Source organism: Bartonella japonica (genome assembly GCF_040545385.1).
GTDB lineage: Bacteria > Pseudomonadota > Alphaproteobacteria > Rhizobiales > Rhizobiaceae > Bartonella > Bartonella japonica.
The window spans coordinates 260,615-273,520 of record NZ_JBEPLT010000001.1; the positions used below are offsets into that span (position 1 = coordinate 260,615).

The 12,906-nt window shown below is 34.9% G+C and carries 13 protein-coding genes and 2 pseudogenes; 10 read left to right on the forward strand and 5 right to left on the reverse strand.

Annotation, left to right across the window (positions count from 1 at the left end; genetic code table 11):
- Nucleotides 1-140 precede the first annotated feature (140 nt).
- Both ABID39_RS07900 and ABID39_RS01120 read right to left on the reverse strand, forming a co-directional pair.
- Nucleotides 141-299 (reverse strand): hypothetical protein, encoded by a 159-nt coding sequence (locus tag ABID39_RS07900; RefSeq protein ID WP_435521293.1) that lies wholly within the window; start codon nucleotides 297-299, stop codon nucleotides 141-143.
- Nucleotides 300-496: 197 nt separating this feature from the next.
- Nucleotides 497-695, reverse strand: a pseudogene (locus ABID39_RS01120) (AbrB/MazE/SpoVT family DNA-binding domain-containing protein).
- A gap of 374 nt (nucleotides 696-1,069) precedes the next feature.
- Here ABID39_RS01120 and ABID39_RS01125 point away from each other — a divergent pair.
- On the forward strand, nucleotides 1,070-1,762 hold the full coding sequence (locus tag ABID39_RS01125; RefSeq protein WP_354185183.1) for a nucleotide-binding protein: 693 nt from the start codon (nucleotides 1,070-1,072) through the stop codon (nucleotides 1,760-1,762).
- Nucleotides 1,759-2,082 (forward strand): hypothetical protein, encoded by a 324-nt coding sequence (locus ABID39_RS01130; RefSeq protein ID WP_354185185.1) that lies wholly within the window; start codon nucleotides 1,759-1,761, stop codon nucleotides 2,080-2,082. Before ABID39_RS01125 ends, ABID39_RS01130 begins: the two co-directional genes overlap by 4 nt.
- 1,265 nt (nucleotides 2,083-3,347) lie before the next feature.
- Here the strand turns inward: ABID39_RS01130 and ABID39_RS01135 are convergent.
- Entirely contained in the window at nucleotides 3,348-3,977 is a 630-nt protein-coding gene (locus ABID39_RS01135) for a hypothetical protein (RefSeq protein ID WP_354185187.1), read from the reverse strand.
- 251 nt (nucleotides 3,978-4,228) lie between these two features.
- Between ABID39_RS01135 and ABID39_RS01140 the strand changes: the two genes are divergently transcribed.
- The 6 genes and pseudogenes from ABID39_RS01140 (at nucleotide 4,229) to ABID39_RS01165 (ending at nucleotide 8,090) form a co-directional block, all read left to right on the forward strand.
- Nucleotides 4,229-5,077 (forward strand): transketolase, encoded by an 849-nt coding sequence (locus ABID39_RS01140; RefSeq protein ID WP_354185189.1) that lies wholly within the window; start codon nucleotides 4,229-4,231, stop codon nucleotides 5,075-5,077.
- 2 nt (nucleotides 5,078-5,079) lie between these two features.
- Nucleotides 5,080-5,595: pseudogene (locus ABID39_RS01145) on the forward strand (transketolase family protein); the annotation flags it as partial.
- Nucleotides 5,575-6,039: a transketolase C-terminal domain-containing protein gene (locus ABID39_RS01150; protein WP_354185379.1), complete on the forward strand. Its 465-nt coding sequence runs from the start codon at nucleotides 5,575-5,577 to the stop codon at nucleotides 6,037-6,039. The pseudogene ABID39_RS01145 and the gene ABID39_RS01150, both read left to right, overlap by 21 nt.
- A 54-nt stretch (nucleotides 6,040-6,093) precedes the next feature.
- Entirely contained in the window at nucleotides 6,094-6,201 is a 108-nt protein-coding gene (locus ABID39_RS01155; RefSeq protein WP_354185191.1) for a type II toxin-antitoxin system RelE/ParE family toxin, read from the forward strand.
- 263 nt (nucleotides 6,202-6,464) lie between these two features.
- On the forward strand, nucleotides 6,465-7,670 hold the full coding sequence (locus ABID39_RS01160) for a multidrug effflux MFS transporter (RefSeq protein ID WP_354185193.1): 1,206 nt from the start codon (nucleotides 6,465-6,467) through the stop codon (nucleotides 7,668-7,670).
- A 156-nt stretch (nucleotides 7,671-7,826) separates the two neighbouring features.
- Nucleotides 7,827-8,090, forward strand: a complete 264-nt coding sequence (locus ABID39_RS01165) for a hypothetical protein (RefSeq protein ID WP_354185195.1) — start codon at nucleotides 7,827-7,829, stop codon at nucleotides 8,088-8,090.
- A gap of 736 nt (nucleotides 8,091-8,826) precedes the next feature.
- Here ABID39_RS01165 and hemW read toward each other — a convergent pair.
- A complete protein-coding gene (hemW, locus tag ABID39_RS01170) occupies nucleotides 8,827-10,026 on the reverse strand; it encodes a radical SAM family heme chaperone HemW (RefSeq protein ID WP_354185197.1) in 1,200 nt (399 codons plus the stop codon).
- Complete coding sequence (rdgB, locus tag ABID39_RS01175; protein ID WP_354185199.1) at nucleotides 10,023-10,670, reverse strand: RdgB/HAM1 family non-canonical purine NTP pyrophosphatase; 648 nt, start codon at nucleotides 10,668-10,670, stop codon at nucleotides 10,023-10,025. The genes hemW and rdgB overlap by 4 nt, the downstream gene beginning before the upstream one ends.
- Before the next feature lie 315 nt (nucleotides 10,671-10,985).
- On the opposite strand from rdgB, the gene hrcA reads away from it, so the two are divergent.
- Both hrcA and grpE read left to right on the forward strand, forming a co-directional pair.
- Entirely contained in the window at nucleotides 10,986-12,056 is a 1,071-nt protein-coding gene (hrcA, locus tag ABID39_RS01180; RefSeq protein WP_354185201.1) for a heat-inducible transcriptional repressor HrcA, read from the forward strand.
- A gap of 124 nt (nucleotides 12,057-12,180) precedes the next feature.
- A complete protein-coding gene (grpE, locus tag ABID39_RS01185; RefSeq protein WP_354185203.1) occupies nucleotides 12,181-12,843 on the forward strand; it encodes a nucleotide exchange factor GrpE in 663 nt (220 codons plus the stop codon).
- The last annotated feature ends 63 nt before the right edge of the window (nucleotides 12,844-12,906 follow it).

Genomic DNA, 12,906 nt, shown 5'->3' on the forward strand with positions numbered 1-12,906 from the left:
GTATCCTATATAGAGAATATTTCAACAAGAATTCGTGACGCTTCCGTTTGCGGTGTGTCTTATGAGTATAACAGGTATTTCATTTCTCACTAGATGAGATATCATATCATGAAGTATGATATAAATATTATATTGCCAATTTACCGAATGAAACAAAGGTTTTTACAGTCTAGCCAATTACCCTTATAAGATATAATTCCATCAGTAAAATTTCCACTAGCTCCGAGAATAGCAAGTCTTGCTTCAACAGTTGGTCGATTCATTACTATGTTACTGATTGCTAGCGGATCACGTAACATCCCAGCTACATCTTCTTTTGATCATTTTGCACCTCGGAGAAGTATTCAAATAAGTTCGCATAGAGAAGGTAAAAAAAAATAGCTATGAGAGAGCTTCTCTTAAAATCTTATTTTCTGCTTCATCTTGCTTTTTATTATCTTGTAAAACAGTGCGGTCTAGAACATTTGTATCTACATAAATCTTTATTTTTTCCTGCTCAACTAAAAGCGGTAATTTCGTTCATTTCTTCAATAGTTAGTGGTTTTTTAGTTTTCCAGAAGATTGCCCAATAAAGCTCTTAATTGTACTTGTAGGCTGTGATGCCATATGAAGTTCACCACCGATAATTTATCACGGTTAATCTTTTCACTTAGTTTAACACCAAGGTGCTGTAGTAAATTCTGCTTCAGCGTAATTTGTTTTTTTGCTGTAACAGCTAATGAAGGCGTAGAAAAATCCTCTTAGTTATCAATATAGAGCTATCGAGTGTATGTAACAGTAATGTAAAAATTAATTACATTAAGCGTAAGCATAAGAAAATTAAGGAGAAATATGTCACGTTGATGGTTATTTGTAAGTTGGAGCATATTTTTTACATGCTGGACTATATACTTAATTGTCAATAATTACATATAAAATACGTAATAAATATTTATTACGTATTTAAGTTTTGTTTATTATGGTGGAAAACTTCATCTTTTGGGGTAGCAATAAGTTTCAATAATTAATAAATAGGTAATAAGTACATATTATTTATTTAATGTTTATTCAATGCATAAGGATTATTTTAATGCCTGTCATTACTATGTGTTCAACAAAAGGTGGTGTTGGAAAATCAACAATGGCATTAGTATTAGCTAACGTTTTTGCTAAAGCTGGATCTAAAGTAAAATTAATTGACGCGGATCCAAATCAACCACTTGTGACATGGATGAAAAGATCTGTAGATACAGTGCTGAAAAATATAGAAGTTTCTGGAAATATTACAGAACAGAATATTGTTTCTTGCATTGATGATGCTGTAGAACGGTTTCCATTTGTTATCGTTGATCTTGAAGGTTCTGCTAATCTCGCGGCTTCTTTTGCTATAGGGAGATCAGATTTAGTTTTGGTTCCTATGAGAAAAAAACAACTTGACGGAGATCAAGTAGGAAAAATTATCACTTTGATAACACAACAGAGTCAATTTTTTAGAAGAAAAATACCTTTTCGCATTGTATTTTCAATGACAAATACCTTAAATAGTCGTGAAGCACAGCATATAGAAAAGATATTAGAAAAATCTAATATTCCTATTTTATCCGCTTCTTTAACTGAAAGAGCAGCTTATAGTGCTCTTTTTCAAATAGGAGGTTCTCTCTTTGATTTATCGCCTACGGATGTAAATAATCCTCAAGCAGCACAAGAAAATGCAATGGTTTTCGCTAATGCTGTTGTGAAAATATTGGATAATGAGAATTTATTAAAGGGTAAAGTAGCATGACAAAGAGGGCTGAAATTTCATTGCCAAATTTTGAAAATTTACAACCATTTACAAAGGCACAAAAAGTAAATGAACAAGAGTTAGACGAGATAGGTCAAAAAAATGGTTTTACGACGCGTCATAGCATAGAAAAAAAATGTGCTAGTGGGAGTGGACGTAGGCGGCGTAGTTTAAAAACCGCACGATTAACGCTCGCACTTGAACCGACAGTAAGAGATAATTTTTGGTCTTTAGCTGATGATCTTAATGAAGATGGTGGTGATTTTCTTGATCGTCTTATTAAGAATTACATAAATAATAATTACATACAAAATAAATAATAATTATTTATTGTTTACGTACAAAATATGTAATAAATATTTAAATTATTTTGTAATTAAAATCTTATTTATCAAATACTTAAGGTTGTATAATGATATTTTTTAATAGAGAATATAATGTTATGCACTATAATTTAAAAAGTTTTTATTTTATTCGAAAATCAACTATAAAGTTGCTTTCTGTTTTTTAGCGTTGAGTTCTCTAAAATTTTTTAAAAGGAAGGGTTCTTCGTTAATGGAAATTCCTTTATCACAAGGATATAAAATATCCCTTTTTTAGAAATCCTCAGTATAAAAAAAGAGATATAAACATCTAGTATATTAGCGATGCGACCACGTAGAGGCTAATTTTACTATCAAACTTAAGGCTTTATTTTCCTATTGATCGTTGCGTATACGACCAAAAATGCTTTTTAAATAATAAAGTAATTTCAGGAAATTGGTATAAAAGTAATTTTTTACTTACAAACTTTGTTTTTTAATGAGAGGCTACCGTCTCTCAAACTCTCTGTTTGTTCACTAAAGTCATGAGATCAGATCTGCGTTTATTGAGAAAGTTAAAAAGCTTTAGGTTTTAGGGTCAAAGAAATCCTTACAGAGTGTATGATGGTGTCCTAGATCCCAATAAATCATAGTGGTTTATTTTGTCTCATCACGCGGCTTCAAAATCATGATTAAAAGGTAGAGTTTATAGGTGAGACTAAACAGAAAAGTTAATAAGAAATATTATGATATAAATACTCAAGTGATCACAACACAAACTTAAAACGGACAAATTATCAAACAATCTTTCCAAAGATTTTAAAACTGATTATTTTTTATACTACAAAAAGCATATATAGTGATTTTATCGGATGTAATTATATCATATCATATTCTTCACAGGAAAAGCGTAACAATAGATTTTAGACTGGTTTTTGAGCACTAGACATCTTTAATAGGATGTTAATTCGAAATTTTAAACCTAGAGGAGTTCGTTATGAATAGTATCTCAAAAAGTATAAATTTATAAATGAAACCACACAAGTTAGTGATGATACTCATGTTTTCGAAGATGCCAAAATTTGCGACTCTTCCTGTATTAAACCAAGAGGAAAAGTTTATGGTAATGCAAGGATGAATGGTTTTGCAAAAATTTCTGGTGAGATTTATGGTAATGATATTGTTGGTATGAACGCAAAAGTTTATGATAATGCAAAAATCATAAGATGAAGTATGGGGGGGGGGGGAATAAATAGTGATGTTTATGAAAGTGATAATATTGTCTACAAGGTTGCTACAGTAGCATAAATAACAGACGCGGGGACGCCTTCTTTTAAAAATAAAAACGTATCATATAGTTTAAAGCATTCTATAGATACAAATATGGAAGGGGTAATGGACACTCTATCGACGAGCAAACTAAATATAAAAGAAGAGAAAAATCCAGTTTCCAAACGACCAATTCTGATAGCTATAATACGTAAAGTGTTTTCCATAGTTGGTAGAATATTAGCAAAAATATTGAAAATATTCCTTTTTCTTTTGTTTATTCGTAAACCAGTTATTCTGTTAACAAAGTTTATGACAATAGCGTCTTTCATATTTTTATTATTAATTTTTGTGGGATATATGTTAGGTAGCACACCACTAATACCACCTGAAGAGAGTGAAACAGCAATAGTCATTGGTTCTATCATCATATTTTTTCTAAGTGTCGCTGCCCGTTGGGGATATGATACGCTTCTATTACGCTTAGCTCCTCCTGATAATGATCTTATGCTTTTCCAATAATTAGCAGAATAATGAGAAAGAGTTAAAATGATAAATGTTTTTCGCGGCAGTTCTAATATTGATATAGGTCTTAGTTTTGCAGATTTTAGAGAAATGCCTATTAAAGGGCAGTTTTCTAGCAAAATGAGTCCAATTCTTAAAGAAAAGAACCTAATACAAAAACAAGTTAGTCAATTTTTGAAAATGCCTCAATCTAAATTTTAATCATGATTTTGGAGCCAAATGAGGGAACAAAACAAGCTGCTGTGGTTATTGGTTAACGGTGATGTTATTGATTATTTCATTTTAATAAATATTAATATACATTAATAATTCTAATATAGAGAATTAGAAATTTATTATGGTCGTGAATCTGCTAAGGGGGGGATAAGAAGTGGCTTATGCGAGCAACAAAACAGATATTGATGATGCGATTTATGCTCTCCGTCTACGCCTTAGAATACTTGATCTCATTAGAAAAGCAAAATCCGGTCATACAGCTGGGAGTCTTTCCTGTATTGATTTTATTTATATCTTATACAGATATATCCTCAAAATAAATCCAACATGTGTTTATGATCCTAATCGTGATCGATATGTTCAAAGTAAAGGACATGCGGTTGAAGCGTTGTATATTGTATTATCAGAAATGGAATATTTTGATCCTCAACTTCTTGATACTTATTTGAGTTTTGGATCAAATTTTATTGGTCATGTCACCAAAAAAGTTCCTGGTATAGAACAAAGTACAGGTTCTCTTGGACATGGTTTGTCTCTTGGTGCAGGAATGGCTCTTTCTGGACGGATGAATTCTCAATCCTATCGTGTTTTTGTACTTCTTGGCGATGGCGAAATGGCGGAGGGCTCTGTTTGGGAGGCTGCACTTTTTTCAGCACATTATAAACTCAGCAATCTCATAGCAGTAGTCGATAGAAATCGACTACAAATTACAGGTACAACAGATGTTTTAATGAGAACAGAGCCTTTAGCAGATAAATTTACAAGTTTTGGCTGGCATGTTGTAGAAATCGATGATCACGATATAACGCAACTGAAAACATCTTTAACATCATCTCCATTCCATAAAGACAAACCAACAGCAATCATTATGAACACAATAAAAGGGAGTGGAATTTCCTACATGGAAAATGACATAACTTGGCACCATAAAGTTCCAACAGATGAAGAATATAATCTTGCTGTCAATGAAATTGAGACAAAAATTCAATTAATGGGAGCATGAATATGGATAATCCTCATCAACAGACACAAACTGCTGTGAAATTTTCCAACCTCGAAATTGTCAATAAGACCCTTATAAAAATAGCGCAATTTGATAGGGATATCGTTGTTTTAACGGCTGATTCACGAATATCTGGGAAGATTGACCAATTCGCAAAGCGCTATCCAGAGTGTATTGTAGAAGTTGGAATTGCTGAACAAAATTTGGTAGGTGTTGCTGCTGGTCTTGCTTCATGTGGAAAAAAGCCCTTTGTTGTTTCGCAGGCTTGCTTTTTGACAACGCGTGCACTTGAACAAATAAAGGTAGATGTTGCTTATTTGTGAAAATCCTGTTCGGTTAATTGGTATTAGTGCTGGGATTAGTTATGGGCCACTTGGGCTACTCATCATGCCATTTCTGATTTTGCTTCGCTTCGTGCCATTCCTAACATACGCATTATTGCTCCTGCGGATAATAAAGAAACGGAGGCTGCAATTCTCTCGACGTTAAGCAGTCCTATGCCTGCTTATATACGTTTAGGAAAGCGTGCTATTACAAATATTCATAGTAACGCTGCAAAAATCGATATCAGCAAAGCTTCTGTTATAAAAAAGGGAAAAGATATTCTCTTGCTTGCAACTGGGGAAACCGTTCAGATTTGTCTTGATGCAGCTGAAGAACTTCAAAAATATAAAATTATACCAACAGTTGTCAGTGTACCAACAATCCGCCCTTTAGATAGCGCATCTATATTAGAATTTTGCAAATCCCACCGATCTGTCATTGTTTGTGAAGAACACAGCATAAATGGAGGGCTGGGAGAAGCGATTGCAAGATTACTTATGGAATACGGTATTGCATGTAGATTTATATCATTAGGAATACCAGATGAACCAATTTGTAATGGAAGCCAATTGGACATTTTAGCACATTATGAAATAAGTCGAGAAGGTATAACTAAAACTGTGTTAATAGCTATATGAATAAACTAAAAAGATGATAACACGACATCATTTAAAATAACAAATCACATTAAAATGTTTATTAGAGCAAAGAAAGCCATTGCCTTTACGTGTCACCCACTTGAATCAAATTGGCGGGGCTGTAGGAAGCTACATATTGAGCCAAATTGGCTTTTAACTTAAAAAATTAGCGGCAATCAATTATGATTTGAATGTACGGAAATGCATACAGATTTATATAGTATATTTAAAAATCATATATAGCTTAGAATATGAATTTTAAAATTCTTGCTTAAATAATTTTGAGGAGATTGAAGCGTTACATTATCATTAAATAATAGAAATACTGATATTTGTAGGTAAAGACAAAATATAAAGGAATTATGTTTTTAAAATAGTAAGGGTTTGTAATTATAAAAAACGAAATTCTATGAAAGGTTTTTTTTATGTGTTATAAGCCTACGCTATTATTTACGCTACTTATTGTTTGTTTATCAGTGGGAGGTTTGATTTCTACTGATATTTTTCTACCGGCGCTTGGAGAGATGCGCCAATACTATCAAGTGACGGAATCCCAGATTCAAAATGCAGTGGCAATTTTTTTATTGGCATTAGCTATTGGACAACTCGTTTATGGGCCGCTCAGTGACAATTTTGGACGTAAAAAAACGCTTCTATTTGGCTTGTTTTTATGGCTTTGTACTACAGTGGGTATAATTTACACAGTCAATCTTCAAGCTTTTTTTGCACTACGCTTTTTACAAGGTCTTGGAGCCTGTTCGGGTATTGTTTTAAGTCGTGCTATTATCAACGATTTGATGGATAAAAAGGCTGCAGGAAAGCTTTATTTGGTTATTTTTCCCTTTGTTGGTACATCACCAGCAATCGCTCCATTCATTGGGGGGATCTTATTACAAGCTTTTAATTGGCAAGCCACTTTTATTTTTCTAAGCCTTTTTATACTTTTCACTATTTTTCTCTGTTATTTTGTATTAACGGAAACTCTTCCTCCCATAAAACGTCAATCTTTTACTCCTGTAGGAATCATGAAGAGCAGTTTAGGTGTTTTTAGAAACAAACAGTTTATCTTTTATGCTCTGATTCCCTGTTTTGCATATGCAACTTATTTTGCTTACATTGTAGAGTCACCTTTTTTTCTCACAGCTTTGGGCATATCAACTTTCTATATTGGTTATAGTTACATTGGTGTTTCTTTAACTTATGTTCTAGGTAACCTAGTAGCGCGAAGATTTCTTAAACGAGAATCTATGGAACGTACTATTCGGCGTGGATATGTTATTTTTGTTATGGGGGGAATATTGTTTGCTCTACAAATTTATGTAAGTCCGTGGCCGCTTGTAACGAGTTTAAGTGCTATTTCTCTTCTTACTTTTGGCAATGGTTTTTTATTACCATTAGGAACAGCATTGGCTATTTCTTCACATCCACAAGCTGCTGGAGCAGTATCTGGTGTTATGGGAGCTTTGCAATTAGGAAGTGCTGCGCTAAGTTCTGCAGTTATCGGGAAAATATCCGGACACAACCCATGGGGTGTCGCTATTTTATTGGCGACATGCTGTATCGTGGGTTTTATAATTTATATTCGAAAAGCAAATTATTTTATGATCTTGGAAAAAAATCAAGTTAAATAATCAGATTAGGGGGGAAGTTATGCTTAAAAATATTGATGTTACTTTGCTCGATAGCGGATATCAGAATCAAATTCATTTTTTCCTCGAGTACGTTATACATCATTGAGCATATTAAAAATCTGACAGATGCTCGAGTAGAATATCGAGTAGAATATATTGAGATTGATTATCGGAAGGGTTCGTTTAACCCCGTGGACAATGTGGGTTGAATGGCGTTGTGCCTCTAATGATTATGGTTCAGCTATTATGTGTATGTGCGTTGTGCCGGATGCTAAGCTTTTTCTTATTGCACATCCACATAATATTAATCGGTCGGATATCTGGGAATTAAAGAATTTAGGGGTTACACTCTTACGATTATGCCTCAATAAAATGATATCGAGTCTACATTTGTATTTTGTCACTATGCTATTTCTTTAGGGTTGTCTACGAATATTAATATTACGAGAGTGAACCAAGTAGATGAAAATTATTTATGAAGTATAACAATAGAAGCAGTTAATTGTGGAGCTAGCTTTCATATTTGGTTGCTTCTAAGGGAGGCTTTTCTTGTCCCAAGAAGCAAAATTCTCTCCTTCTCACATACAAATAATAACGCTTGATAATCCTTTAAAAATGGTGTCACCAGCTCATTAGCTAAAGATTCTATCTCTATTAGAGGGAATACAAAAATCTTAAAAATTTTAAGGAAGTTACAGTAATATAGATTTGCGAAATTATTAAGTTCAGTAAGTTATAGTATTTTTTTACGTTTTTTAAAATTGAAATAAAACGTTTTTAATATAAGTTGAAAGAGAATTATTTCAGTTTTTTGTCTTAAAAGACTAAATTAAGGCGATGAAAATGTTGTTTTTGCTATGTTGAAAATATTTTCTTGTTAAATATAGTAATACCTTGATTGTTGTATGAGATCATGAGTTGTTTAGAATAGAGGATGATATAATGGCGATGTACAGCTTGTATCTCAACAAATGCCAAGGGTAGTGTATAATGGACAGGATATTATATTCTAAAGTTTCTGTATAAAAATAAATTTTTTGAGAGATGTTTTTTCAAGAGGAAGTGATTATTTTTGCAAAAACACCTTTACGGCAAATTAAAAACCGTAAAGATTACATTACAATTGATATGGTGGTAGATAAGAATCATAGAGATTTTAGTTTGCCAATTGGCTGATGATGTGATCAAGCAGAATTCGTCCTTTGCTTGTTGCTTTTAAGCGCTGGTTTCCTGACATTTTCAAGAGTCCTTGTTTTTGTAAGTTAATAAGTTTTTCTATTGGTAATCTTTTGGGGTTTAAGATTTCATAACGCGAAAGATCTAAACCTTCGCAAAGACGCAAGCCCATGAGGAGCATTTCATTTGCTTGTTGCTTAGTGGTTAATTGTTCTGTTTCAACACAGCCATGTCCTATAGTTTCTACCAATTCGAGCCAATGTTCGGGATATTTTTCATTTATTGTGACATAACGTTCACGGTGTTCGATCGGAGAAGAGGATGATTTTGAAGAAACAGAGGAATGATTCGGTGAGTGCTCAATAAAGCGACCGTGGGCTCCTGGACCAAAACCCGCATATTCATGATAACGCCAATAGAGAAGATTGTGTGCTGATTCAGCACCAGGAATTGCATGATTTGAGATTTCATAAGCGGGAAGTCCATGCTGTGCAGTTATTTCTTGAGTAAGATGATACATGTCTGCTGCGAGTTCTGAAGTGGGAAGGATAAGCCTTCCTGCGGCATAAAGCCGTTTAAAAGCTGTTCCTTCTTCGATAGTCAGTTGGTAAAGAGAAAGGTGGTCTGCAGCCAATTCAATTGCTTGAAAAAGTTCGTATTTCCATTGTTCGAGTGTTTGTTCGGGACGGGCATAGATTAAGTCAAAAGATAAACGGGGAAAAATCTCCCGCGCTAAAGCAATAGCGTGAAGAGCTTGTTTTACATCGTGGAGACGGCCAAGTTGTCGCAGTGCTTTATCATTGAGTGCTTGTACACCGAGGGACAAACGGTTAACGCCTGCTGCACGATATCCACGAAAGCGTTCTGCTTCCACACTTGATGGGTTTGCTTCCAGCGTAATTTCAACTTTATTATCAACTGTCCACTTTTTTGCAAGTGTTTGCAACAAGGCATCAACAGTCTGAGGTGTCATAAGAGAAGGTGTTCCTCCACCAATAAAAATACTCGTAATATGGCGTGGACCTATTTTATGATACTGTGTTTCTATTTCGCGTTTAAAGGCGGTTACAAAACGTGGTTGATCAACGCCATGGACACGAACATGTGAGTTAAAATCACAATAAGGACATTTTGCAGCGCAAAAGGGCCAATGAATGTAAATACCAAAAGGTTCATTCATGACAGTGTCAAAAGGTTTTCTGCTAAAAGTTTGAAAGCACGTGCACGATGTGAAAGAGGTGTTTTATCATTGAGTTTCCATCCATGTTTTTGCTCTGTCGACATTTCGCCAAAGGTGTTGACATATCCATCTGGTAAAAAAATTGGATCAAAACCAAAACCTTTGTTTCCACGTGGAGGCCAAACGAATATACCTTCAACGCTGCCGTGGAAATAATCTGCATGAGCATCGGGCCATGCAATACAGATGACTGATATAAAACGGCATTTTCGTTGGCTTTTTTCATGAGCTCCAATTTTTTGGAGTTCATCTTCTATTTTTTGCATTGCTTTTGGAAAGTCACGTGTTCCATCGGGTTGAACTGCCCAATCAGCTGTATAAACGCCTGGCGCTCCATTCAACGCATCTACTTCCAAGCCTGAATCATCAGAAAGAGCAGGAATTCCTGTATTTTTTGCTGCTGAAAAAGCTTTTATGTAGGCATTTTCTTCAAATGTTATTCCTGTTTCTTGTGGTTCTGGCAATCCGAGCTCTTTTGCTGATTGGATTGTTAAACCGAAAGGAGAGACCAAAGTGGTAATTTCATGCAATTTACCGGTGTTATGTGTAGCAATGACGAGTTTTTTGTCTGTTATGCTTCTCATATACATTTCTCCAGAAATGAAAGGGGGTCTATACTAAAAAACCAGCTTAAACATTCAATACGGGTTTTGCCAGATTTTATGTAATACAATCTTTGCAATTTTTTTGGATATTGATTGATATTTCACTTAAATGAAACCTTTCATATTTTGTAAGGAAAATAATTGAAAAGATATATACGTGGTTCTTTGTCTTTGATGATAGCATTTTTTATGATAAATACATAATATGCTTTCGCACTGCTTTAGATTATTTGACCGTACCTTGGCAGAACTTATATAAGAAGAGAGTATTTTTAAAGTAGTGAAATAATTATAATGAAGTATAGACCTATTGACGATGCACTAAAATATCTTGATAAACGTTCACGTGATATTTTTCGCCATATTGTTGAGGCTTATCTTAATGATGGTGAACCTGTGGGTTCACGAAATCTTTCACGGCTTTTGCAACAGACATTATCACCTGCGACAATTCGTAATGTCATGAGTGATCTCGAACATCTCGGTTTGATTTATGCTCCTCATGTATCTGCTGGGCGTATGCCTACACAATCAGGCTTACGATTTTTTGTTGATGCATTTATGGAAGCCGGTGAATTGCCAAATGAAGAACGCGAAAATATTGCAATACAAGTCAAGGAAGCTGGCCATGCGCAGTCAGTAGAACATTTTTTCATTCAGGCAAGCCGAGTTCTTTCAGATCTTTCACGTGGGGCAGGGCTTGTTTTAGCAGCAAAACACGAAGGAACATTGAAGCATATTGAATTTGTACGCCTTGATGGAGAACATGCTCTTGCTGTCTTAGTGACTCAACAAGGTGAGGTTGAAAACCGTATTATTCATTTACCAGAAGGGGTTACCCATGCACAATTGACAGAGGCAACGAATTTTCTCAATGCCCATATTCAGGGGCGTACGTTGAGTGAAGCTAAAGAAGAAATTGCACGTTTATGCTCAGAAACACGCGCTGCACTCGATCATTTGTCTCATCATCTTGTTGAAACAGGATTAGCTCTTTGGGGTGGAGAAGATGCTGATCATAAAATACACCTTATTGTACGTGGGCGAAGTAATTTACTTGAAGATGTGAAGGTAGAAGAGGATTTAGAGCGTCTACGACACTTGTTTGATGATTTAGAAACACGTGAAAGTATGGCGCAGTTACTTGATTTAGCAGATGAAGGGTCTGGAGTTCGTATTTTTATTGGTTCGGAAAATAAGTTATTTTCACTTTCTGGTTCTTCTTTAGTGGTTGCGCCTTATCGTGATTCAAAGCAAAGAGTCATTGGTGCTTTAGGAGTTATTGGTCCTACACGCCTTAATTATGCGAGAATTGTTCCCATGGTTGATTACACCGCTCAACTTGTGTCACAACTCTTGCGTTAAAATGATAAGGTAGATATTTATCCTATAGATATGCATTCTATTAAAATACGTAAAGCCCCCTTGATTTTTGTATCTAAAATTTCAATATCGAGAATAACAAATCTTATGAAGGAATAGAATTTTTATGTCTGATGAAAAAAACAAATTTACTGACGCTTCATTTGAAAATTGCGATTTGAAAAATCCAGCTGATCGTGATGCGCTTAAACAGGCTGCTGATGAATTTTTAAAAACACGTGAAGCAGAGGCACGTGCAGAAGTTGAAGAAGAAGGCAATGAGTCTATTGATCCTTTAACTGCTTTGCAGGCTGAAAATAAAGAATTAAAAGATCAACTTTTACGTCTTGCTGCAGATATGGAAAATCTTCGACGTCGTACTGCGCGTGATGTGGCGGATGCGAAGACCTATTCAATCGCTAATTTTGCACGGGATATGTTATCTGTTTCTGATAATCTTAATCGTGCTTTGGAAGCTATTCCAGAAGAGGAAAAAGAGAATGATTCTGGCTTGAAAACATTAGCTGAGGGTGTGGAAATGACGGAGCGTGCAATGATGGCAGCTCTAGAGCGCCATGGAGTGCAAAAAATTTACCCAGAAGGGCAAAAATTTGATCCTCATTTTCATCAAGCAATGTTTGAAATCCCTAATTCCGAGGTACCAGATAATACCGTTCAGCAAGTTGTTCAGGCGGGTTATATTATCGGTGAACGTGTTTTGCGTCCCGCTATAGTTGGTGTCGCCAAAGGGGGAATGAAAGAATCTTCTGTCGCGTCTGATTCTGCTTGAAATATACAATAGCGATACGAACGCAAAAATATAACATCACAACAACTCAATTTTATGAGCTAT